20 protein-coding genes are annotated in these 23,240 nt (G+C 53.8%); 17 read left to right on the top strand and 3 right to left on the bottom strand.

What is annotated here, in order from left to right:
- Positions 1-8 precede the first annotated feature (8 nt).
- The 14 genes from rseP (at position 9) to tilS (ending at position 18,994) form a co-directional block, all read left to right on the top strand.
- Entirely contained in the window at positions 9-1,361 is a 1,353-nt protein-coding gene (rseP, locus tag QEN32_RS17420) for a sigma E protease regulator RseP (protein ID WP_079821186.1), read from the top strand.
- Positions 1,362-1,392: 31 nt separating this feature from the next.
- Positions 1,393-3,825, top strand: a complete 2,433-nt coding sequence (gene bamA, locus QEN32_RS17415) for an outer membrane protein assembly factor BamA (RefSeq protein ID WP_001240931.1) — start codon at positions 1,393-1,395, stop codon at positions 3,823-3,825.
- Positions 3,826-3,947: 122 nt separating this feature from the next.
- Positions 3,948-4,433, top strand: a complete 486-nt coding sequence (gene skp, locus QEN32_RS17410) for a molecular chaperone Skp (RefSeq protein ID WP_000758966.1) — start codon at positions 3,948-3,950, stop codon at positions 4,431-4,433.
- A 3-nt stretch (positions 4,434-4,436) separates the two neighbouring features.
- A complete protein-coding gene (gene lpxD / locus QEN32_RS17405) occupies positions 4,437-5,462 on the top strand; it encodes a UDP-3-O-(3-hydroxymyristoyl)glucosamine N-acyltransferase (RefSeq protein WP_001139260.1) in 1,026 nt (341 codons plus the stop codon).
- Positions 5,463-5,567: 105 nt separating this feature from the next.
- On the top strand, positions 5,568-6,023 hold the full coding sequence (gene fabZ, locus QEN32_RS17400) for a 3-hydroxyacyl-ACP dehydratase FabZ (RefSeq protein ID WP_000210741.1): 456 nt from the start codon (positions 5,568-5,570) through the stop codon (positions 6,021-6,023).
- Between the two features lie 3 nt (positions 6,024-6,026).
- Positions 6,027-6,815, top strand: a complete 789-nt coding sequence (lpxA, locus tag QEN32_RS17395) for an acyl-ACP--UDP-N-acetylglucosamine O-acyltransferase (RefSeq protein WP_000565950.1) — start codon at positions 6,027-6,029, stop codon at positions 6,813-6,815.
- Positions 6,815-7,963 carry a lipid-A-disaccharide synthase gene (gene lpxB, locus QEN32_RS17390; RefSeq protein WP_000741216.1) on the top strand — a complete coding sequence of 383 codons (1,149 nt, stop codon included), beginning with the start codon at positions 6,815-6,817 and terminating at the stop codon, positions 7,961-7,963. The genes lpxA and lpxB overlap by 1 nt, the downstream gene beginning before the upstream one ends.
- A complete protein-coding gene (rnhB, locus tag QEN32_RS17385; RefSeq protein ID WP_000569412.1) occupies positions 7,960-8,556 on the top strand; it encodes a ribonuclease HII in 597 nt (198 codons plus the stop codon). Before lpxB ends, rnhB begins: the two co-directional genes overlap by 4 nt.
- A gap of 23 nt (positions 8,557-8,579) precedes the next feature.
- Complete coding sequence (gene dnaE, locus QEN32_RS17380) at positions 8,580-12,062, top strand: DNA polymerase III subunit alpha (RefSeq protein ID WP_001294817.1); 3,483 nt, start codon at positions 8,580-8,582, stop codon at positions 12,060-12,062.
- 12 nt (positions 12,063-12,074) lie between these two features.
- Positions 12,075-13,034 (top strand): acetyl-CoA carboxylase carboxyl transferase subunit alpha, encoded by a 960-nt coding sequence (accA, locus tag QEN32_RS17375; RefSeq protein WP_000055753.1) that lies wholly within the window; start codon positions 12,075-12,077, stop codon positions 13,032-13,034.
- 179 nt (positions 13,035-13,213) lie between these two features.
- On the top strand, positions 13,214-14,977 hold the full coding sequence (locus QEN32_RS17370; protein ID WP_000524168.1) for a chitinase: 1,764 nt from the start codon (positions 13,214-13,216) through the stop codon (positions 14,975-14,977).
- 75 nt (positions 14,978-15,052) lie between these two features.
- Positions 15,053-17,194 carry a lysine decarboxylase LdcC gene (gene ldcC, locus QEN32_RS17365; RefSeq protein ID WP_001021042.1) on the top strand — a complete coding sequence of 714 codons (2,142 nt, stop codon included), beginning with the start codon at positions 15,053-15,055 and terminating at the stop codon, positions 17,192-17,194.
- A gap of 55 nt (positions 17,195-17,249) precedes the next feature.
- Positions 17,250-17,639 (top strand): VOC family protein, encoded by a 390-nt coding sequence (locus QEN32_RS17360; RefSeq protein ID WP_000901088.1) that lies wholly within the window; start codon positions 17,250-17,252, stop codon positions 17,637-17,639.
- Between the two features lie 62 nt (positions 17,640-17,701).
- On the top strand, positions 17,702-18,994 hold the full coding sequence (tilS, locus tag QEN32_RS17355) for a tRNA lysidine(34) synthetase TilS (protein ID WP_265321989.1): 1,293 nt from the start codon (positions 17,702-17,704) through the stop codon (positions 18,992-18,994).
- 83 nt (positions 18,995-19,077) lie between these two features.
- Here the strand turns inward: tilS and rof are convergent, their stop codons facing one another.
- Positions 19,078-19,338 carry a Rho-binding antiterminator gene (gene rof / locus QEN32_RS17350; protein WP_000062330.1) on the bottom strand — a complete coding sequence of 87 codons (261 nt, stop codon included), beginning with the start codon at positions 19,336-19,338 and terminating at the stop codon, positions 19,078-19,080.
- A complete protein-coding gene (locus QEN32_RS17345; protein ID WP_001518678.1) occupies positions 19,325-19,525 on the bottom strand; it encodes a YaeP family protein in 201 nt (66 codons plus the stop codon). The genes rof and QEN32_RS17345 overlap by 14 nt, the downstream gene beginning before the upstream one ends.
- Before the next feature lie 197 nt (positions 19,526-19,722).
- Here QEN32_RS17345 and QEN32_RS17340 point away from each other — a divergent pair, with 197 nt between their 5' ends.
- From QEN32_RS17340 to nlpE, 3 genes are read left to right on the top strand one after another with little or no spacing between them, the layout of a single operon-like run.
- Positions 19,723-20,268 (top strand): YaeQ family protein, encoded by a 546-nt coding sequence (locus QEN32_RS17340; protein WP_001185319.1) that lies wholly within the window; start codon positions 19,723-19,725, stop codon positions 20,266-20,268.
- Positions 20,265-20,687: an alternative ribosome rescue aminoacyl-tRNA hydrolase ArfB gene (gene arfB / locus QEN32_RS17335; protein ID WP_000560527.1), complete on the top strand. Its 423-nt coding sequence runs from the start codon at positions 20,265-20,267 to the stop codon at positions 20,685-20,687. The genes QEN32_RS17340 and arfB overlap by 4 nt, the downstream gene beginning before the upstream one ends.
- Positions 20,688-20,718: 31 nt before the next feature.
- On the top strand, positions 20,719-21,420 hold the full coding sequence (gene nlpE / locus QEN32_RS17330) for an envelope stress response activation lipoprotein NlpE (protein WP_265321988.1): 702 nt from the start codon (positions 20,719-20,721) through the stop codon (positions 21,418-21,420).
- A gap of 73 nt (positions 21,421-21,493) precedes the next feature.
- Here the strand turns inward: nlpE and proS are convergent, their stop codons facing one another.
- Positions 21,494-23,212, bottom strand: coding sequence for a proline--tRNA ligase (gene proS, locus QEN32_RS17325; protein ID WP_001260683.1), 1,719 nt, complete (start codon positions 23,210-23,212; stop codon positions 21,494-21,496).
- Positions 23,213-23,240 lie beyond the last annotated feature (28 nt).

Here is a 23,240-nt window from a genome sequence, read left to right as displayed (position 1 = left end):
AAGGTTTTATGCTGAGTATTCTCTGGAATCTGGCTGCATTCATCATCGCACTGGGCGTGCTGATCACTGTGCATGAATTTGGTCATTTCTGGGTTGCCCGGCGCTGCGGTGTGCGAGTTGAGCGCTTTTCCATCGGTTTTGGCAAAGCGCTCTGGCGTCGTACCGATCGGTACGGCACCGAGTATGTCATCGCCCTGATCCCGCTGGGCGGCTACGTCAAAATGCTGGATGAACGCGCCGAACCGGTAGCGCCGGAATTGCGTCGTCACGCCTTCAATAACAAAACGGTGGGCCAGCGCGCCGCAATTATTGCCGCAGGTCCGGTTGCGAACTTCGTTTTTGCTATCTTTGCTTACTGGCTGGTCTTTATCATCGGCGTCCCTGGCGTTCGTCCGGTCATTGGCGAAATAACGCCCAACTCGATTGCTGCGCAGGCGCAAATTGCGCCTGGTACGGAACTTAAAGCCGTTGATGGTATCGAAACCCCTGATTGGGATGCCGTGCGTTTACAACTGGTGTCCAAAATTGGCGATCAGCAGACGACGGTGAGCGTCGCGCCGTTTGGTAGCGACCAACGGCAGGACAAAACGCTTGATTTACGTCACTGGGCATTTGAGCCTGATAAGCAAGATCCTGTATCTTCTTTAGGGATTCGGCCCCGCGGGCCACAGATTGAACCGGTACTGTCAGAAGTGCAGGCGAATTCCGCAGCCAGTAAAGCGGGTTTGCAAGCGGGCGACAGGATCGTTAAAGTCGATGGTCAGCCGTTAACGCAGTGGATGAAATTCGTGACGTTTGTACGCGATAATCCCGGTAAGCCGTTAGCGTTAGAGATTGAAAGGCAGGGGAGCGCCTTGTCGTTGACGTTAACGCCGGATACGAAATCGGTTAACGGAAAGGCGGAAGGGTTTGCAGGCGTGGTGCCTAAAATTATTCCTCTGCCGGAAGAGTACAAGACTATACGCCAGTATGGGCCTTTTAGCGCCATCCTCGAAGCCACGGATAAGACGTGGCAGTTGATGAAGCTGACGGTCAGTATGCTGGGTAAATTGATAACCGGTGATGTGAAACTGAACAACCTCAGTGGGCCGATTTCTATCGCTCAGGGGGCTGGGATGTCAGCGGAGTTCGGGGTGATTTATTACCTGATGTTCCTTGCGCTAATCAGCGTGAACTTAGGGATAATCAACCTGTTTCCGCTGCCCGTTCTTGACGGGGGTCATCTGCTGTTCCTGGCGATTGAAAAGCTTAAGGGCGGGCCGGTATCCGAGCGGGTTCAAGACTTTAGTTATCGCATTGGCTCGATTTTGCTGGTGTTGTTAATGGGGCTTGCACTTTTCAATGATTTCTCTCGGTTGTAAGAGAGTTAGTTAGGAAGAACGCATAATAACGATGGCGATGAAAAAGTTGCTCATAGCGTCGCTGCTGTTCAGCAGCGCCACCGTATACGGTGCTGAAGGGTTCGTAGTGAAGGACATTCATTTCGAAGGCCTGCAGCGAGTCGCCGTTGGTGCGGCTCTCCTCAGTATGCCGGTGCGCACAGGCGACACGGTTAATGATGAAGATATCAGTAACACCATTCGCGCTCTGTTCGCCACCGGCAACTTTGAGGACGTCCGCGTCCTGCGCGATGGTAATACCCTTCTGGTTCAGGTAAAAGAACGTCCGACCATTGCCAGCATCACTTTCTCCGGGAACAAGTCGGTGAAAGATGACATGCTCAAGCAAAACCTCGAAGCGTCTGGCGTACGTGTTGGCGAGTCTCTGGATCGCACCACGTTGTCTGATATCGAAAAAGGTCTGGAAGACTTTTACTATAGCGTAGGTAAATACAGCGCCAGCGTTAAGGCGGTCGTCACGCCGCTGCCGCGCAACCGTGTTGATCTTAAACTGGTGTTCCAGGAGGGCGTATCGGCGAAGATCCAACAGATCAACATCGTCGGTAACCATGCCTTTAGCACCGAAGAACTCATTTCCCATTTCCAGTTGCGTGACGAAGTGCCGTGGTGGAACGTCGTCGGCGATCGTAAATACCAGAAACAGAAGCTGGCGGGCGACCTTGAAACCTTGCGCAGCTACTATCTGGATCGCGGCTACGCGCGTTTCAATATTGACTCCACGCAAGTGAGTCTGACGCCGGATAAGAAAGGGATCTACATCACCGTCAATATCACCGAAGGCGATCAGTACAAGCTTTCCGGGGTTCAGGTGAGCGGTAACCTGGCCGGACATTCCGCTGAAATTGAGAAACTGACGAAAATTGAACCGGGCGAGCTCTATAACGGCACCAAAGTGACCAAAATGGAAGATGACATCAAAAAGCTTCTGGGTCGCTATGGTTACGCCTATCCGCGCGTGCAGTCACAGCCTGAAATTAACGATGCTGACAAAACCGTAAAACTGCGCGTAAACGTCGATGCGGGCAACCGTTTCTACGTGCGTAAGATCCGCTTTGAAGGCAACGACACCTCAAAAGATTCCGTTCTGCGCCGTGAAATGCGCCAGATGGAAGGGGCGTGGCTGGGCAGCGACCTGGTTGACCAGGGGAAAGAGCGTCTGAACCGTCTCGGCTTCTTTGAAACCGTCGACACCGACACGCAGCGCGTTCCGGGTAGCCCGGATCAGGTTGATGTGGTGTACAAGGTGAAAGAGCGCAACACCGGTAGCTTTAACTTCGGTATCGGTTACGGTACAGAAAGCGGCGTTAGCTTCCAGGCCGGCGTTCAGCAGGACAACTGGTTAGGTACCGGTTATTCCGTGGGGATTAACGGCACCAAAAACGACTACCAGACCTACAGCGAACTGTCCGTTACTAACCCATACTTTACCGTTGACGGCGTGAGCCTCGGTGGTCGTATCTTCTATAACGACTTCCAGGCGGACGATGCAGACCTGTCCGACTATACCAACAAGAGTTACGGTACGGACGTGACGCTTGGCTTCCCCATCAACGAGTACAACACGTTGCGTGCTGGTTTAGGGTATGTGCATAACTCCCTGTCCAATATGGAACCGCAGGTTGCAATGTGGCGTTATCTGGCATCAATGGGCCAGTATCCGAGTACTAATGATCAGGATAATAGTTTTAGCACTGATGACTTCACCTTTAACTACGGCTGGACCTACAACAAACTAGACCGTGGTTACTTCCCGACGGAAGGTACGCGTATCAACCTGACGGGTAAGGTGACGATTCCGGGATCGGATAACGAATACTATAAAGCGACGTTGGATACCGCGACCTATGTACCGATCGATAACGATCATAAGTGGGTCATTCTGGGCCGTACCCGCTTTGGTTATGGCGATGGTTTAGGCGGTAAAGAAATGCCGTTCTATGAGAACTTCTATGCCGGTGGTTCCAGTACCGTTCGTGGCTTCCAGTCCAATACCATTGGTCCTAAGGCGGTCTATTATCCCTATAACCCTAAAAATTACGATGCTGATGAAGACTACGATTGCGCGACGCAGGACGGCGCAAAAGATATGTGTAAGTCGGATGATGCGGTAGGGGGGAACGCGATGGCGGTCGCCAGCCTGGAATTTATCACGCCGACGCCGTTTATCAGCGAGAAATATGCTAATTCGGTCCGTACTTCTTTCTTCTGGGATATGGGGACCGTCTGGGATACTAACTGGGATTCCAGCCAGTATTCTGGTTATCCGGACTACAGCGATCCGAGCAACATCCGTATGTCCGCGGGTATCGCATTACAATGGATGTCCCCATTGGGGCCGTTGGTCTTCTCCTACGCCCAGCCGTTTAAAAAGTACGATGGAGACAAAGCCGAGCAGTTCCAGTTTAACATTGGTAAAACCTGGTAATTGTTCACTGCAAAGGAATGCATTGGTAGTGTAGCGATGACTTTTGGCGATGCCCCCAGGGATCGCCAGGCCACGCAAAGAGCTGTACCTTCGGGTGCAAATGGGATGGTAAGGAGTTTATTGTGAAAAAGTGGTTATTAGCTGCAGGTCTTGGTTTGGCGATGGTAACGTCCGCACAGGCTGCTGACAAAATTGCAATCGTCAACATGGGTAATCTGTTCCAACAGGTTGCGCAGAAGACGGGTGTATCCAATACACTGGAAAACGAATTTAAAGGCCGTGCGGCTGAACTGCAAAAAATGGAAACCGATCTGCAATCTAAAATGCAGCGTCTGCAATCCATGAAAGCAGGTAGCGATCGTACTAAGCTGGAAAAAGACGTGATGTCTCAGCGCCAGACTTTCGCGCAAAAAGCGCAGGCTTTTGAGAAAGATCGCGCTCGTCGTTCCAACGAAGAACGCAACAAACTGGTGACTCGTATCCAGACTGCGGTGAAAAAAGTGGCTAACGACCAGAGTATCGATCTGGTGGTAGACGCAAACACCGTTGCTTACAACAGCAGCGATGTGAAAGACATCACCGCTGACGTACTGAAACAGGTTAAATAAGTAATGCCTTCAATTCGACTGGCTGACTTAGCAGAACAGTTGGATGCAGAATTACACGGTGATGGCGATATCGTCATCACCGGCGTTGCGTCCATGCAATCTGCAACAACAGGCCACATTACGTTTATGGTAAATCCTAAGTACCGTGAACACTTAGGTTTATGCCAGGCTTCTGCGGTTGTCATGACGCAGGACGATCTTCCTTTTGCCAAGAGCGCGGCGCTGGTAGTTAAAAATCCCTACCTGACCTACGCGCGCATGGCGCAAATTTTAGATACTACGCCGCAGCCCGCGCAGAATATCGCGGCAAGCGCCGTGATTGATGCGACGGCAACGCTGGGTAGCAATGTTTCAGTCGGCGCGAATGCGGTGATTGAATCTGGCGTACAACTGGGCGATAACGTGGTTATCGGCGCAGGCTGTTTCGTCGGAAAAAATAGCAAAATCGGGGCGGGTTCACGCTTGTGGGCGAACGTAACGATTTACCACGACATTCAGATCGGTGAGAATTGCCTGATCCAGTCCAGTACGGTGATCGGCGCGGACGGTTTTGGCTACGCTAACGATCGTGGCAACTGGGTGAAGATCCCACAACTGGGCCGGGTCATTATTGGCGATCGTGTCGAGATCGGCGCTTGTACCACCATTGACCGTGGCGCGTTGGATGATACTGTTATTGGCAATGGCGTGATTATTGATAATCAGTGCCAGATTGCACATAACGTCGTGATTGGCGACAATACGGCAGTTGCCGGTGGCGTCATTATGGCGGGTAGCCTGAAGATTGGCCGTTACTGCATGATTGGCGGCGCCAGCGTGATCAATGGGCATATGGAAATATGCGACAAAGTCACGGTAACTGGCATGGGTATGGTGATGCGTCCCATCACGGAACCGGGCGTCTACTCCTCAGGCATTCCGCTGCAACCCAACAAAGTATGGCGTAAAACTGCTGCACTGGTGATGAACATTGATGATATGAGCAAGCGTCTCAAAGCGATTGAGCGCAAGGTTAATCAACAAGACTAACGTTCCGCCTTGTAGTTGCCATTCTTTTCCGGCCTGTCACATTCATACGATTGCGGCAGGCCGTGTTATTATTGCCTTTTTGTATATTTGGACAGGAAGAGTATTTTGACTACTAACACTCATACTCTGCAGATTGAAGAGATTTTAGAGCTTCTGCCGCACCGTTTTCCGTTTTTACTGGTCGATCGCGTGCTGGACTTTGAAGAAGGTCGTTTTCTGCGTGCGGTGAAAAATGTCTCCGTCAACGAGCCGTTTTTCCAGGGACACTTCCCGGGCAAACCGATTTTGCCAGGCGTGCTGATTCTGGAAGCGATGGCGCAGGCAACCGGTATTCTGGCGTTTAAAAGCGTTGGTAAACTGGAACCTGGCGAACTGTATTATTTCGCGGGTATTGATGAAGCGCGCTTTAAGCGTCCGGTGGTGCCAGGCGATCAGATGATCATGGAAGTCACTTTCGAGAAAACGCGCCGTGGCCTGACCCGCTTTAAAGGGGTTGCGCTGGTCGACGGTAAAGTTGTGTGCGAAGCAACCATGATGTGTGCTCGTAGCCGGGAGGCCTGATTCGTGATTGATAAATCCGCCTTTATTCATCCTACCGCCATTGTGGAAGACGGCGCTGTAATTGGCGCTAATGCCCACATTGGTCCCTTTTGTATTGTTGGGCCGCAGGTCGAAATTGGTGAGGGAACCGTACTGAAGTCTCATGTGGTCGTGAATGGTCAAACCAAAATCGGCCGCGACAACGAGATTTATCAGTTTGCCTCCATCGGTGAAGTGAACCAGGATCTGAAATATGCGGGTGAGCCGACCCGTGTGGAAATTGGCGATCGTAACCGCATCCGCGAAAGCGTCACCATTCATCGTGGTACAGTGCAGGGCGGTGGGTTGACGAAGGTGGGTAGCGATAACCTGCTGATGATCAATGCGCATGTCGCACATGATTGTACGGTAGGTAATCGCTGTATCCTCGCCAACAACGCCACGCTGGCGGGGCACGTATCAGTCGATGATTTTGCGATCATCGGCGGTATGACGGCAGTTCATCAATTCTGCATTATCGGTGCGCATGTGATGGTCGGCGGCTGCTCCGGCGTGGCGCAGGATGTCCCTCCGTATGTGATTGCGCAGGGTAACCATGCGACGCCGTTCGGGGTAAATATCGAAGGGCTGAAGCGTCGCGGCTTTAGCCGTGAAGGGCTGGTGGCGATTCGTAATGCCTACAAACTGTTGTACCGCAGTGGTAAAACGCTCGACGAAGCGAAGCTGGAAATCGCTGAACTTGCTGAAAAGCATCCGGAAGTGAAGGCGTTTACCGAGTTCTTTGAGCGTTCAACGCGTGGTCCGATTCGTTAATGGCGGCACAGCGTCCTTTAACGATTGCCCTGGTCGCCGGTGAAACGTCCGGCGATATTCTTGGCGCAGGCTTAATTCGTGCGCTGAAAGCGCGCGTACCCAACGCCCGTTTTGTGGGCGTTGCGGGGCCGCGTATGCAGGCCGAAGGGTGTGAAGCCTGGTACGAAATGGAAGAGCTGGCGGTCATGGGCATTGTTGAAGTGCTCGGACGTTTACGCCGTTTGTTGCATATCCGCGCCGATCTGACCCGCCGTTTTACCGAACTCAAGCCCGATGTCTTTGTCGGGATTGACGCCCCTGATTTCAATATTACCCTCGAAGGTAATCTGAAAAAACAAGGGATTAAGACCATTCATTATGTCAGCCCGTCCGTTTGGGCCTGGCGACAGAAACGCGTTTTCAAAATAGGCAGATCCACCCATATGGTGCTGGCTTTTCTGCCTTTCGAAAAAGCGTTTTACGATAAATTTAACGTCCCGTGCCGCTTTATCGGTCACACCATGGCGGATGCCATGCCGCTGGACCCGGATAAAAATGCGGCGCGCGACGTGCTGGGTATCCCGCATGACGCCCATTGTCTGGCGCTACTGCCAGGCAGCCGTGGCGCGGAAGTGGAAATGCTCAGCGCCGACTTCCTGAAAACCGCACAATTGCTGCGACAGCGCTATCCCGATCTGGAAGTGGTCGTGCCGCTGGTAAACGCGAAACGCCGCGAGCAGTTTGAAAAAATTAAAGCGGAGGTTGCGCCGGATCTCGCCGTTCATTTGCTGGACGGCATGGCGCGCGAGGCGATGATCGCCAGCGACGCGGCTCTGCTGGCCTCGGGTACGGCGGCACTGGAGTGTATGCTGGCAAAATGCCCGATGGTAGTGGGGTATCGTATGAAGCCCTTCACTTTCTGGCTGGCGAAACGTCTGGTGAAAACGGAGTATGTGTCTTTGCCTAACCTGCTGGCGGGAAGAGAATTAGTCAAAGAGCTGTTGCAGGAAGAGTGCGAACCGCAAAAACTCGCCGAAGCGCTGTTGCCGCTACTGGCGAACGGTAAAACCAGCCATGCGATGCACGACACCTTCCGTGAATTGCATCAGCAGATCCGCTGTAATGCCGATGAGCAGGCGGCAGATGCCGTCCTGGAGTTAGCACAATGATCGAATTTGTTTATCCACACACCCATTTAGTGGCGGGTGTGGATGAAGTGGGCCGTGGCCCGCTGGTGGGCGCCGTAGTGACCGCCGCCGTGATCCTCGATCCGGCTCGTCCGATCGTCGGTCTGAATGATTCCAAAAAATTGTCTGAAAAGCGTCGTCTGTCATTGTATGACGAGATTAAAGAAAAGGCGTTAAGCTGGAGTCTGGGACGCGCAGAAGCGCATGAAATTGATGAGCTGAATATTTTGCACGCCACAATGCTCGCCATGCAGCGCGCTGTCGCTGGTCTGCATATTGCGCCAGAATATGTGCTGATCGACGGCAATCGCTGTCCGGAACTTCCTGTGCCGTCAATGGCCGTGGTGAAAGGCGACAGCCGCGTGGCGGAGATTAGCGCGGCGTCTATTCTGGCGAAAGTCACCCGCGATGCAGAAATGGCGGCGCTGGATATCGTTTTTCCTCAGTATGGCTTTGCGCAGCACAAAGGCTATCCAACCGCTTTTCATCTGGAAAAGTTGGCACAGTATGGCGCGACGGCGCACCACCGACGCAGTTTTGCGCCTGTTAAACGCGCTCTGGGACTTGTGTCCTGATTCTTGTATCGAGAAATCTGAAGATGTCTGAACCACGTTTCGTTCACCTGCGGGTGCACAGCGACTACTCTATGATCGATGGGCTGGCGAAGACCGGGCCGCTGGTGAAAAAGGCGGCCTCATTAGGTATGCCTGCGCTGGCGATCACCGATTTTACCAACCTCTGCGGTCTGGTGAAGTTCTACGGAGCGGGTCATGGCGCGGGCATTAAACCCATCGTCGGGGCGGACTTTAATGTTCACAACGAACTGCTGGGAGATGAGCTGACTCATCTGACGGTACTGGCGGCGAATAATACGGGATACCAGAACCTGACGTTGCTGATCTCGAAAGCGTATCAGCGCGGCTACGGCGCGGCAGGCCCGATTATCGAGCGCGACTGGCTGGTAGAGCTTAAAGAAGGTTTGATCCTGATTTCCGGCGGACGCATGGGCGACGTAGGCCGCTGTCTGCTACGCGGCAACCAGGCGCTGGTGGAGGAGTGCGTTGCTTTCTATGAAACGCATTTTCCCGATCGCTACTTTCTGGAACTGATCCGCACCGGCAGACAGGATGAAGAGACCTATCTCCATGCTGCGGTTGAACTGGCTGAGGCACGTGGTTTGCCGGTTGTTGCGACAAACGATGTCCGTTTCCTTGAAAGCGATGATTTTGACGCCCATGAGATTCGTGTCGCGATCCACGACGGTTTCACCCTCGACGATCCTAAACGTCCACGCAATTATTCACCGCAGCAGTATATGCGCAGTGAAGAAGAAATGTGCGAGCTGTTCTCCGATATTCCGGAGGCGCTGGAAAATACGGTGGAGATTGCCAAACGCTGCAACGTAACGGTGCGTCTGGGTGAATATTTCCTGCCGCAGTTCCCGACCGGCGATATGACCACCGAAGATTATCTGGTCAAAAAAGCGAAAGAGGGGCTGGAAGAGCGTCTGGCTTTCCTGTTTCCGGACGAAGAAGAGCGCAAAAAGCGTCGCCCGGAATATGACGAGCGTCTGGATATTGAACTACAGGTTATCAACCAGATGGGGTTCCCTGGCTACTTCCTCATCGTGATGGAGTTTATCCAGTGGTCAAAAGATAACGGCGTGCCGGTAGGGCCGGGACGTGGTTCCGGGGCTGGTTCGCTGGTGGCCTACGCGCTGAAAATTACCGACCTTGATCCGCTGGAGTTTGACCTGCTGTTCGAACGTTTCCTGAACCCGGAACGTGTCTCGATGCCTGACTTCGACGTTGACTTCTGTATGGAGAAACGCGACCAGGTGATTGAGCACGTCGCAGACATGTACGGGCGTGATGCGGTATCGCAGATTATCACCTTCGGTACGATGGCGGCGAAAGCCGTTATCCGCGATGTGGGCCGCGTGCTGGGGCATCCGTACGGTTTTGTCGATCGTATCTCGAAGCTGGTGCCGCCCGATCCGGGCATGACGCTGGCAAAAGCCTTTGAAGCGGAACCGCAACTACCGGAAATTTACGAGGCGGACGAAGAGGTCAAAGCGCTGATCGATATGGCGCGTAAGCTCGAAGGTGTCACGCGTAACGCCGGTAAGCACGCTGGCGGCGTGGTCATCGCGCCGACCAAAATTACCGACTTTGCGCCGCTGTACTGCGATGAAGAGGGCAAGCATCCGGTTACCCAGTTTGATAAAAGTGACGTGGAATATGCCGGGCTGGTGAAGTTCGACTTCCTCGGTTTGCGTACGCTGACCATCATCAACTGGGCGCTGGAGATGATCAACAAGCGGCGCGAGAAAAACGGCGAGCCGCCGCTGGATATCGCCGCGATTCCGCTGGACGATAAAAAAAGCTTCGACATGCTGCAGCGCTCGGAAACCACGGCGGTCTTCCAGCTTGAATCGCGCGGCATGAAAGATCTGATCAAACGTCTGCAGCCGGACTGCTTTGAAGATATGATCGCACTGGTGGCCCTGTTCCGTCCCGGCCCGTTGCAGTCAGGGATGGTAGATAACTTTATCGACCGTAAGCACGGTCGTGAAGAACTCTCTTACCCGGACGTTCAGTGGCAGCATGAAAGCCTGAAGCCGGTACTGGAGCCGACCTACGGCATCATTCTGTATCAGGAACAGGTGATGCAGATTGCCCAGGTACTTTCCGGGTATACTCTCGGCGGCGCGGATATGCTGCGTCGTGCGATGGGTAAGAAAAAGCCGGAAGAGATGGCCAAACAGCGTTCCGTTTTTGAAGAGGGCGCGAAAAAGAACGGTATCGACGGCGAACTGGCGATGAAAATCTTTGACCTGGTGGAGAAATTCGCCGGTTACGGGTTTAACAAATCGCACTCCGCCGCTTATGCGCTGGTTTCTTACCAGACGCTATGGCTAAAGGCGCACTATCCGGCTGAATTTATGGCGGCGGTGATGACTGCCGATATGGACAACACCGAGAAGGTCGTCGGCCTGGTGGACGAGTGCTGGCGGATGGGACTGAAAATTCTGCCGCCGGATATTAACTCCGGATTGTACCATTTCCACGTTAACGATGAGGGCGAGATCGTCTACGGTATCGGTGCGATCAAAGGCGTCGGCGAAGGGCCGATCGAAGCGATCATCGACGCGCGTAATCAGGGCGGCTATTTCCGCGAGCTGTTTGATCTGTGCGCGCGGACCGACACCAAAAAGCTCAACCGCCGGGTGCTGGAAAAGCTGATCATGTCCGGGGCGTTCGACCGCCTGGGGCCGCACCGCGCCGCGCTGATGAACTCATTGGGCGATGCGCTGAAAGCCGCCGACCAGCACGCCAAAGCGGAAGCTATCGGTCAGGCGGATATGTTCGGCGTACTGGCGGAAGAGCCGGAGCAAATCGAGCAATCCTATGCCAGCTGCCAGCCGTGGCCGGAGCAGGTGGTGTTAGATGGGGAACGTGAAACGTTGGGGCTGTACCTGACGGGCCACCCCATCAATCAGTATTTAAAAGAAATTGAGCGCTATGTCGGCGGGGTAAGGCTCAAAGACATGCATCCGACAGAACGTGGTAAAGTCACCACGGCTGCGGGGCTCGTGATTGCCGCAAGGGTTATGGTCACCAAGCGCGGCAATCGTATCGGCATCTGTACGCTGGATGACCGTTCCGGGCGTCTGGAAGTGATGTTATTTACCGACGCGCTGGATAAATACCAGCAGTTGCTGGAAAAAGACCGCATACTTATCGTCAGCGGACAGGTCAGCTTTGATGACTTCAGCGGGGGGCTTAAAATGACCGCCCGCGAAGTGATGGATATTGACGAAGCTCGCGAAAAATACGCTCGCGGGCTTGCTATCTCGCTGACGGACAGGCAAATTGATGACCAGCTTTTAAACCGACTCCGTCAGTCTCTGGAACCCCACCGCTCGGGGACCATTCCAGTACATCTCTACTATCAGAGGGCGGATGCGCGTGCGCGGCTGCGTTTTGGCGCAACGTGGCGTGTCTCTCCGAGCGATCGTTTACTTAACGATCTGCGTGGCCTCATTGGTTCGGAGCAGGTGGAACTGGAGTTTGACTAATACAGGAATACTATGAGTCTGAATTTCCTTGATTTTGAACAGCCGATAGCAGAGCTGGAAGCGAAAATCGATTCTCTGACTGCGGTAAGCCGCCAGGATGAGAAACTGGATATTAATATCGATGAAGAAGTCCATCGCCTGCGCGAAAAAAGCGTAGAACTGACGCGCAAAATCTTCGCCGATCTCGGCGCATGGCAGGTAGCCCAACTGGCGCGCCATCCGCAGCGTCCGTACACCCTGGATTATGTCCGTCTGGCGTTTGATGAGTTTGATGAGCTGGCGGGCGATCGCGCCTATGCTGATGACAAAGCCATCGTCGGCGGTATCGCGCGTCTGGAAGGGCGGCCGGTGATGATCATTGGTCATCAGAAAGGTCGTGAAACCAAAGAAAAAATTCGTCGTAACTTTGGCATGCCAGCGCCGGAAGGCTACCGCAAAGCGCTGCGCCTGATGGAAATGGCTGAACGCTTCAACATGCCGATTATCACCTTCATCGACACCCCGGGCGCTTACCCTGGCGTGGGCGCGGAAGAGCGTGGTCAGTCTGAAGCTATCGCCCGCAACCTGCGTGAGATGTCTCGTCTGAACGTACCTGTCATCTGCACCGTGATTGGCGAAGGCGGCTCCGGCGGCGCATTGGCGATTGGCGTGGGTGATAAAGTGAATATGCTGCAATACAGCACCTATTCCGTTATCTCCCCGGAAGGTTGCGCCTCTATTTTGTGGAAGAGCGCCGACAAAGCGCCATTGGCTGCTGAAGCGATGGGCATCATCGCGCCGCGTCTGAAAGAGCTGAAGCTCATCGATTCCATCATTCCGGAGCCGCTGGGCGGCGCGCACCGTAATCCGGAAGCGATGGCGGCATCGCTAAAAGCGCAGCTGCTGGAAGATTTAGCCGATCTCGATGTGTTAAGCACCGATGATTTAAAAAACCGTCGTTACCAGCGTTTGATGAGCTACGGTTACGCCTAATCATTTACCTCATTTCTCCCAGGAGGCCGGATAATCCGGCCTCTTTTTTTTGGACGAGGAAAAATGAGACGCCGATGAGCTGATGTGATTAAACGCAACGGCATGTTCTCCCTGACACTGTAGCAACTGCCAGGCGTGTGGCCAGGGCAGGCAGTGAACTACCCTTCAAGGAGAAAATTATGGGATTGCAAAAAACACTGGCGCTCAGCGCCGTAGCGGCAGGGATCATGTTGAGCTTATCCGGTGCGCAGGCCGCGCCGCTGCTTAGCAGTAGTGAGCCAATGACCATTAACGCCAGCGATCTGGCGGCGAAAGAGAAAGCGCTGACGGATTTTCCGTTAATGGAGGCAGTGAAATCCTCTATCCAGACGTTGGATAACAGCGCGGTCGAACAAATCGAACCGGGGCGCGCCGCTAACCCGGCAAACGTAAAACGCGTTGAAAGTATTCTGAAAGAGGCCGACTGGGATTATCTGTTCCCGATGCGCGCGCCGGAATACACTTACTCTAACTTCCTGAAAGCGATAGGTAAATTCCCGGCGGTTTGTGGTACCTACACCGATGGACGCGATAGCGACGCTATCTGCCGTAAAACCCTGGCTACTATGTTTGCGCATTTTGCCCAGGAGACGGGCGGTCACGAAAGCTGGCGTGACATTCCGGAATGGCGTCAGGCGCTGGTCTATCTGCGCGAAGTCGGCTGGACAGAAGGACAGAAAGGCGGCTACAACGGCGAATGTAACCCGGATGTATGGCAGGGCCAGACCTGGCCGTGCGGTAAAGATAAGGACGGCGATTTCCTCAGCTATTTTGGTCGCGGGGCAAAACAGCTTTCTTATAACTACAACTATGGGCCTTTCTCTGACGCGATGTATGGCGACGTTCGCCCTCTGCTGGATAAACCCGAGCTGGTGGCGGATACCTGGATGAACCTGGCGAGCGCCGTCTTCTTCTTTGTGTATCCGCAGCCGCCGAAGCCGTCTATGCTACATGTGATTGACGGTACCTGGCAGCCAAACGATCGCGATAAAGCAAACGGCCTGGTATCAGGTTTCGGCGTCACCATTCAGATCATCAATGGCGGCGTGGAGTGCGGCGGCGCAGATGAGAATGCGCAGTCGCTTAACCGTATCGCCTACTACAAAGAGTTTGCCAACTACCTGAAAGTGCCGGTGCCGGCGGACGAAGTGTTGGGCTGTAAAAAGATGAAGCAGTTCGATGAAGGCGGCGCTGGCGCGTTACCGATCTATTGGGAACAAGACTGGGGCTGGAGCGCCGATACTGCGGACGGTAAAACCTATTCCTGCCAGTTAGTGGGATATCAGACGCCGTATACCGCCTTTAAAGAGGGTGACTACACGAAATGTGTACAGCATTATTTCAACGTTAATGTCGTCGATGATAACGGAACCACTGAACCGGATGTCACGCCAACTCCGGCGCCAGTGACGGATGAAAACGTGGCGCCAGTCGCGCGCATTGCCGGGCCGGTCGGGGCGGTGGAAGCCGGTAGCCCGGTTTCACTCAGCGCGGAAGGATCGACCGACGCGAATGGCGACAAGCTCACCTATACCTGGATGTCGCAGGATGGCAAAACGCTGAGCGGCCAGGATAAAGCCGTTGTGATTTTCAACGCGCCGGATGTCACTCAGAACACCCAGTATGTGGTGAATCTGACCGTTAGCGACGGTACGCTCTCCAGTACAGCGGTTTATACGCTGAATGTGAAAGCGAAGGCCGCCGCTGCGGATGACGAAGATAAGACCACCAGCTATCCTGCCTGGAGCAGCAGCCAGAAATGGAATCCGGGCGACATCGTTAACAGTAATGGCGCATTGTACCAGTGCAAACCGTTCCCGGAAGGCTCATGGTGTAATGTTGCGCCTGCCTACTATGAGCCCGGCGTAGGGATTGCCTGGGCCGATGCATGGAACGCATTGTAATAAGATAAATCCTGTCGGTGCTTTGCATCGGCAGGATTGTTACTATGCTTATCTCAGGTTTTTTCAGGAGAAAGCATGAACATCATCGCCATTATGGGGCCGCACGGGGTTTATTATAAAGATGAACCCATCAAGGAGCTTGAGCGTGCATTACAATCCCTGGGATTTCAAATTATCTGGCCGCAAAATAGCGTTGACTTGTTGAAGTTTATTGAACATAACCCGCGCATCTGCGGCGTTATTTTTGACTGGGATGAATACAGTCTCGACCTTTGTAGCGAAATCAACCAGCTAAATGAATACCTTCCCCTCTACGCCTTTATCAATACCAACTCCACGCTGGACGTTAGCGTTCACGATATGCGCATGGCGCTGTGGTTTTTTGAGTATGCATTGGGGCTGGCTGAAGATATCGCGACGCGCATTCATCAATATACAAACGAATATCTCGATAATATTACGCCGCCGTTTACCAAAGCGCTTTTTACCTACGCCAAAGAAGGAAAATATACCTTTTGTACGCCGGGTCATATGGCGGGAACGGCGTATCAGAAAAGCCCGCCAGGCTGTCTGTTTTATGACTTTTTTGGCGGCAATACCTTAAAGGCCGATGTGTCGATTTCGGTGACTGAACTGGGATCGCTGCTGGATCACACCGGGCCGCATCTGGAAGCGGAAGAGTATATCGCCCGTACTTTTGGCGCCGAGCAGAGTTATATGGTGACGAACGGTACGTCGACCTCGAATAAAATTGTCGGTATGTATGCCGCGCCTGCGGGAAGTACGCTACTTATTGATCGTAATTGCCATAAATCGCTGGCGCATTTGCTGATGATGAGCGATGTGGTGCCTCTCTGGTTGAAGCCGACGCGCAATGCGCTCGGTATTCTTGGCGGTATTCCTAAGCGTGAATTTACCCGCGACAGCATTGCGCGTAAGGTGGCGGAAACCGCGCAGGCGCAATGGCCAGTTCATGCGGTTATCACCAATTCGACTTACGATGGTCTGCTGTATAACACTAACTGGATCAAGCAGATGCTGGACGTTCCCTCGATCCATTTTGACTCCGCCTGGGTACCCTATACCCATTTCCATCCGATCTACCAGGGGAAAAGCGGGATGAGCGGCGATCGGGTGCCCGGAAAAGTGATTTTCGAAACGCAATCCACCCATAAAATGCTGGCGGCTTTTTCGCAGGCGTCGCTTATTCATATCAAAGGGGAATATGACGAAGAGACGTTTAACGAAGCGTTTATGATGCACACTTCCACATCGCCGAGCTATCCCATTGTCGCCTCTATCGAGACCGCAGCGGCGATGCTGCGCGGCAATCCAGGGAAAAGATTGATTAATCGTTCGGTGGAGCGAGCGCTCCATTTTCGTAAAGAGGTACAGCGGCTACGTGAAGAGTCCGATAGCTGGTTCTTTGATATCTGGCAGCCGGAAGAGGTTGATGAGGCCGAATGCTGGCCGGTCACGCCGGGAGAAACCTGGCATGGCTTCGCCGATGCTGATGACGATCATATGTTTCTCGATCCGGTTAAGGTGACAATCCTGACGCCGGGGATGGATGAACAGGGCAACATGAGCGAAGAGGGGATACCCGCCGCGCTGGTGGCGAAGTTCCTCGATGAGCGAGGCGTGGTGGTGGAAAAAACCGGGCCGTATAATCTGCTGTTTTTGTTCAGCATAGGGATTGATAAGACCCGTGCGATGGGGCTGCTGCGCGGACTGACAGAATTTAAACGGGCCTACGATCTTAACCTGCGCGTCAAAAATATGTTGCCGGATCTGTATGCGGAAGATCCGGATTTTTATCGCAATATGCGCATTCAGGATCTGGCGCAGGGGATCCATAAACTGATCCGCCAGCACGATCTTCCGGGGCTGATGCTGCGGGCGTTCGAGGTTTTACCGGAGATGATCATGACCCCGCACCAGGCCTGGCAGCGTCAGATCAAAGGCGAGGTGGAAACCGTGGCGCTCGATCAACTGCCAGGGCGCGTTTCCGCGAATATGATCCTGCCTTATCCGCCAGGCGTTCCGCTGTTGATGCCCGGCGAGAGGATCACGCAACAGAGCCGGGCCGTGCTCGATTTTCTGCTGATGCTCTGCTCGATTGGCCAGCATTATCCCGGTTTTGAAACGGATATTCACGGTGCGAAACGGAATGAAGACGGGGTGTACCAGGTACGAGTCTTAAAACACGCCTGTTAGCTTGCCTGACGGGAATGTGACGAGTAACGTACTGATAATCAATAAAGGAGACGCTATGCTGGGATTAAAACAGGTTCATCACATCGCGATCATTGCGACAGACTATGCGGTGAGCAAGGCGTTTTACTGCGATATTCTGGGGTTCGATCTGCTAAGCGAAGTCTGGCGGGAAGAGCGTGACTCGTGGAAGGGCGATTTGGCACTAAACGGGCAGTATGTGATTGAGCTTTTCTCTTTTCCCTTCCCTCCGGCGCGTCCAAGCCGACCTGAAGCCTGCGGCCTGCGCCATCTGGCTTTCAGCGTGGAAAATGTGGAAAACGCCGTTGCGCATCTGGAAAAGCATCAGGTTAAGTGCGAACCGATACGCATCGATCCGTATACCGGGAAGCGCTTTACTTTTTTCAACGATCCGGACGGTTTACCGCTTGAGCTATATGAGCAGTAAGGCTTGTCATTAAGACGCTCGCCAGGTAACGTTGCCGGGCTAAGTCACTATAAGCATGGATCATGACCACTCTCACGTTGAATACCTCGTTACTCTCTTCTCGCCGTATTCTGGCTGCCTTTAGCGGTGGCCTGGATTCTACGGTGCTTCTGCATCAACTGGTGTTGTGGCGAGAACGCCATCCTGACGTCACGCTGCGTGCTATCCATATTCATCACGGTTTAAGCCCTCATGCTGATAGCTGGGTGCGGCATTGCGAAACCGTATGCGAACGCTGGCAGGTTCCGCTGGTAGTGGAGCGGGTGACGCTGGCGGATAATGGCCTGGGTATCGAGGCCCATGCGCGTGAAGCGCGCTACCGGGCGTTCGCACAGACGCTATTGCCTGGCGAAGTGCTGGCAACCGCGCAGCACCTTGACGATCAGTGTGAAACATTCCTGCTGGCGTTAAAGCGCGGCAGCGGTCCGGCCGGACTTTCCGCGATGGGAGAATGCTCGCCTTTTGCCGGAACTCTGCTTCTTCGCCCGCTGTTGAGAGAAACGCGGAAGACGCTGGAACAGTGGGCTGTGCGTCATGGCTTATGCTGGATTGAAGATGAAAGCAATCAGGATGACGCCTACGATCGCAATTTTTTACGCCTGCGCGCGCTTCCGCTCTTGCAGCAGCGCTGGCCGCATTTTCCTGCGGCAGTAGCCCGTAGCGCGACGCTCTGCGCCGAGCAAGAAAGGCTGCTGGACGAGCTTCTGGCCAGCGATCTTACGGACTGTATCACGGCGGAGGGAACATTGCGGCTCTCTCCATTAATGTCGATGAGCGATGTACGGCGGGCGGCGATTTTGCGTCGCTGGCTGGCGATGCGTAATGCGCCGATGCCCTCTCGCGACGCGCTGGAACGTATCTGGCAGGAGGTGGCGCTGGCGCGCGACGATGCCTCTCCCTGTTTACGCTTTGGCGATCACGAGATTCGCCGTTATCAGTCGCAACTGTGGTGGATTAAATCCGTGGCCGGACAACACGAAACGATGGTCGCCTGGCCCGTCTGGCAAACACCGCTGGCGCTGCCTGCCGGCTTAGGGACGGTACAGCTCGTTCCTGGCGGCGAACTGCGCCGACCGCGAGAGGAAGAATCCGTCAGCATTCGTTTTAAAGCGCCAGGCGTGTTACATATTGTCGGGCGTCACGGCGGACGTAAATTAAAGAAAATCTGGCAGGAGCAGGGGATCCCGCCCTGGCGACGAGACACCACGCCGCTGTTGTTTTACGGCGAAACGCTGATTGCGGCTGCGGGTGTTTTTGTGACGCGTGAGGGAGCAGCAGAAGATAAAGAAGGGGTGAGTCTGGTTTGGCATGCCTGATGGCGCTGCGCTTATCAGGCCTACGTATCGCATGGAACGTAGGCCGGATAAGGTGCTTGCACCACCATCCGGCAACAAAATACTCAGGATTCGCTAACTACCACGGTACCAATTTCCGGGTGGCTGAAACTGGCGATTTTATCGAGACGAAGCTCACAAGACTCGCCGGAAACCTCGGCAAGCAGATATTCTACATTTTTACGTAAGATCAAATCGTTCGCTTTTGCCTGCAAAACCTCGCCATCTTTTAACGTTAGCGTCAGTATTAAATGATGCATGCAGGCAAGCTCAAGACTATCGTAGTCATCGCAATTAATGGGTTGATACGTTTCATTCATTGACATAATCGCTCACCAGTAAGTTCGCGGCAGCATAAGCTGCCTTTTCCCTGACCGACTCTGAAAGGGCGCTATCTGCCGCCACTTCATTAAGCACTTTCAATACACAACCCAGCGCATCCGGGACATACCCTAAGTCTCCGCTGGCGATTTCCGCATACCGCTTGCGTACTAACTCACAATATTTTTCCACATGCCCTCCTGTCAGCATTCTGACTTAACCGTGGATGCAAGTCTAAGCCTACGAAGTTAAATCTTGTTTAGCAAGGTGACTATACCATACTCATTTGCGCAATATCAGCGCCTGACGCGAGTGGGTAAAAGATTCGTTAACAGCCTTTTAGCGCGGTTTTCGCTACAATGGGCGCCTGATTCGAAAGGAGTTTTCTCATGGCGCTTAAAGCGACAATTTATAAAGCCGTCGTCAATGTGGCTGACCTTGATCGCAACCGGTTTCTGGATGCGGCATTGACGCTGGCGCGTCACCCTTCTGAAACGCAGGAGCGCATGATGCTGCGCCTGTTGGCATGGATAAAATATGCTGATGAGCGGTTGCAGTTTACACGCGGGCTCAGCGCGGAAGATGAGCCGGAGGCCTGGCTGCGCAACGATCATCTGGGCATCGATCTCTGGATAGAGCTGGGGCTGCCGGATGAGCGCCGTATTAAGAAAGCCTGTACTCAGGCGAGCGACGTCGCGCTCTTTGCTTATAACTCCCGGGCGGCGCAAATCTGGTGGCAGCAGCATCAAAGCAAGTGTGCGCAGTTCGCTAACCTGTCCGTCTGGTATCTGGATGACGGGCAACTGGCGCAGCTCAGTGAATTTGCCGATCGTACCATGACGCTACAGGCGACGATTCAGGACGGCGCAATCTGGCTTTCTGATGCTCGGAATAATCTGGAAATACAGCTAACCGCCTGGCAACAGCCCTCATGATTGCCATCTCCCGGACGGTCTCCATAGCCGATAATGAGCTGGAAATTACGGCCATTCGCGCGCAGGGCGCGGGTGGTCAGCACGTAAATAAGACCTCTAGCGCGATTCATTTGCGCTTTGACATTCGGGCCTCTGGCCTGCCAGAGTATTACAAACAGCGTTTGCTGACGGCCAGCCACCATCTGATAAGCGATGATGGCGTCATTATCATTAAGGCGCAGGAGTTCCGGAGCCAGGAGCTCAACCGGGAAGCGGCTATCGCCAGGCTGGTTGCCGTCATAAAAGAACTAACCGCGGAGCAGAAAAGCCGTCGCGCAACCCGTCCGACGCGTGCCTCGAAAGAGCGCCGTTTGTCCTCAAAGGCGCAAAAATCTTCTGTAAAGGCGCTTCGCGGCAAAGTTCGTCGTCCACTGGATTGACGGGCAGGAATAGCAATTTCATAAGGATTTTATGGTGAGAACAGCAATATTGTCAGTAGCGGCAGCCTGTACGCTATTTGCATTGATAGGGTGTAATAACCGTGCGGAAGTTGACGCCCTGCAACCTGCGCAGGCGGCGGAATTAAAACCCATGCAGCAAAGCTGGCGCGGCGTGCTGCCCTGTGCGGATTGTGAAGGTATTGAAACGTCACTGTTTCTGGAAAAAGACGGCACATGGGTGATGAACGAGCGCTATCAGGGCGTGCGCGAAGAACCTTCCTCTTTTGCGTCATACGGTACCTGGGCGCGGACGGCGGATAAACTGGTGTTAACCGACAGCAATGGCGAGAAATCGTATTATCGCGCGAAGGGCAATGCGCTGGAGATGCTCGACAGAGAAGGCAATCCGGTGGCTTCGCAGCTTAATTATACGCTTGTGCCTGTTACCGCCAGCCTGCCGGTAACGCCAATGCCGCTGCGTGGTATGTATGTATACAGGGCCGATGCGGCGATCTTTACCGATTGTGCGACCGGAAAACGGCTGCCGGTCGCCAGTAACGCCCAGCTTGAGCGCGGCTATCTGACAGCGAAAGGTGAAGCGGAAAAACCGGTGCTGCTGACGGTAGAAGGGCATTTTGTGTTTGCCGCGAACCCGGACACGGGCGAGCCGGTAAAAATGCTAATAGCCGATAAAAATGCGAAGTTTGCGCCGGGTAAAGATTGCACTCACTAATAAAAGGCCTCGCAGGGTGCGAGGCCTTTACATATCTGCCGGGTGGCGCCGGGCAATGCCAACAAAATGTCGTTTAGCCTTTAATCGCCTTGACCAGATAATCAACGATATCGCCGGTTTTAATCAGCGATTTTTCACCGCTGCGACGGTATTTATACTCAATATCGTCGTTATCCAGGTTGCGATCGCCAATCACGATAGTATGTGGAATACCAATCAACTCCATATCGGCAAACATCACGCCCGGGCGCTCTTTACGGTCGTCCATCAGCACTTCAATGCCCTGCGCGCGCAATTCGCTGTACAGCTTTTCCGCCAGCTCCTGCACACGGAAGGATTTGTGCATATTCATCGGCAGAATAGCGACCTGGAAAGGCGCAATGGCGTCAGGCCATACAATGCCGCGCTCGTCAAAGTTCTGCTCGATAGCCGCGGCAACGACACGTGTTACGCCGATACCATAGCAGCCCATTGTCAGGATCTGGTTACGGCCATCTTCACCCTGAACGGAGGCTTTCAGCGCTTCTGAGTACTTGGTACCTAACTGGAAGATGTGACCCACTTCGATACCGCGTTTGATAAGCAACGTTCCCTGACCATCCGGACTCGGATCGCCGGCGACTACGTTACGGATGTCGGCAACAACAGGCGTCGCCACATCGCGATCCCAGTTAATACCAAAGTAGTGTTTACCGTCGATGTTGGCGCCAGCGGCAAAATCGCTCATGGCGGCAACGGTGCGATCGATGATGACCGGAATCGGCATATTGACCGGGCCGAGGGAGCCAGGGCCGGCATTAATCACGGCGCGAATCTCTTCTTCGGTAGCGAAGGTCAGCGGGCTGGCAACGTGCGGCAGCTTTTCCGCTTTAACTTCATTCAGTTCATGATCGCCGCGAACCAGCAGAGCCACCAGCGGAGACTTGCTGTCTTTCACCGCTTTCACCAGCAGCGTTTTTACCGTTTTTTCAATTGGCAGGTTGAATTGTTCCACCAGCTCCGCGATGGTTTTGGCATTTGGCGTATCGACCAGAGTCATTTCCTGCGTCGCCGCTGCGCGCGGCGTTTGCGGCGCGATAGCTTCTGCCAGTTCAATGTTAGCCGCGTAATCAGAAACATCAGAGAAAACGATATCGTCTTCGCCGCTTTGCGCCAGCACCTGGAATTCATGCGAGGCGTTGCCGCCGATAGAACCGGTATCGGCCTGTACCGCGCGGAAATCCAGCCCCATACGGCTGAAGATACGGCTATACGCGGCGTACATGGCGTCATAGGTTTCCTGCAACGACTCCTGAGAGGTGTGGAAAGAGTAAGCATCTTTCATCAGGAATTCGCGCGAACGCATCACGCCAAAGCGCGGACGCACTTCATCACGGAATTTGGTTTGGATTTGGAAGAAGTTCAGCGGCAACTGCTTATAAGAGCTGAGTTCATTACGCACCAGATCGGTGATAACTTCTTCGTGGGTCGGGCCGAGTACGAACGGACGCTCGCCACGGTCGACAAAACGCAGCAGTTCCGGACCGTACTGTTCCCAACGACCACTCTCTTGCCACAGGTCGGCTGGCTGAACGACTGGCATCGACACCTCGATAGCACCGGCGTTGTTCATCTCTTCACGCACGATGTTTTCGACTTTTTTCAGGACGCGCAGGCCGGTCGGCAGCCAGGTATATAACCCGGAGGCGAGCTTGCGGATCATCCCGGCGCGCAGCATCAGCTGGTGGCTGATAACCTCGGCGTCGGCAGGTGTCTCCTTCAGAGTGGAGAGCAGGTATTGGCTAGTACGCATGTTGTTACGGTTCCAGTTGAACGATCGA

The organism is Salmonella sp. SA14318 (genome assembly GCF_029866905.1).
GTDB lineage: Bacteria > Pseudomonadota > Gammaproteobacteria > Enterobacterales > Enterobacteriaceae > Salmonella > Salmonella enterica.
The sequence above is the reverse complement of the archived record's forward strand: the minus strand, read 5'-3'. Positions and strand labels throughout refer to the sequence as shown.

Coding starts and splice junctions, on each gene's coding strand:
- QEN32_RS17370 (WP_000524168.1), top strand. CDS start 13,214: ATGGGATTGCAAAAAACACTGGCGCTCAGCGCCGTAGCGGCAGGGATC.
- tilS (WP_265321989.1), top strand. CDS start 17,702: ATGACCACTCTCACGTTGAATACCTCGTTACTCTCTTCTCGCCGTATT.
- rnhB (WP_000569412.1), top strand. CDS start 7,960: ATGATCGAATTTGTTTATCCACACACCCATTTAGTGGCGGGTGTGGAT.
- bamA (WP_001240931.1), top strand. CDS start 1,393: ATGGCGATGAAAAAGTTGCTCATAGCGTCGCTGCTGTTCAGCAGCGCC.
- lpxD (WP_001139260.1), top strand. CDS start 4,437: ATGCCTTCAATTCGACTGGCTGACTTAGCAGAACAGTTGGATGCAGAA.
- lpxB (WP_000741216.1), top strand. CDS start 6,815: ATGGCGGCACAGCGTCCTTTAACGATTGCCCTGGTCGCCGGTGAAACG.
- rof (WP_000062330.1), bottom strand. CDS start 19,338: ATGTCAATGAATGAAACGTATCAACCCATTAATTGCGATGACTACGAT.
- arfB (WP_000560527.1), top strand. CDS start 20,265: ATGATTGCCATCTCCCGGACGGTCTCCATAGCCGATAATGAGCTGGAA.
- ldcC (WP_001021042.1), top strand. CDS start 15,053: ATGAACATCATCGCCATTATGGGGCCGCACGGGGTTTATTATAAAGAT.
- nlpE (WP_265321988.1), top strand. CDS start 20,719: ATGGTGAGAACAGCAATATTGTCAGTAGCGGCAGCCTGTACGCTATTT.
- proS (WP_001260683.1), bottom strand. CDS start 23,212: ATGCGTACTAGCCAATACCTGCTCTCCACTCTGAAGGAGACACCTGCC.
- QEN32_RS17340 (WP_001185319.1), top strand. CDS start 19,723: ATGGCGCTTAAAGCGACAATTTATAAAGCCGTCGTCAATGTGGCTGAC.
- rseP (WP_079821186.1), top strand. CDS start 9: ATGCTGAGTATTCTCTGGAATCTGGCTGCATTCATCATCGCACTGGGC.
- accA (WP_000055753.1), top strand. CDS start 12,075: ATGAGTCTGAATTTCCTTGATTTTGAACAGCCGATAGCAGAGCTGGAA.
- dnaE (WP_001294817.1), top strand. CDS start 8,580: ATGTCTGAACCACGTTTCGTTCACCTGCGGGTGCACAGCGACTACTCT.
- QEN32_RS17360 (WP_000901088.1), top strand. CDS start 17,250: ATGCTGGGATTAAAACAGGTTCATCACATCGCGATCATTGCGACAGAC.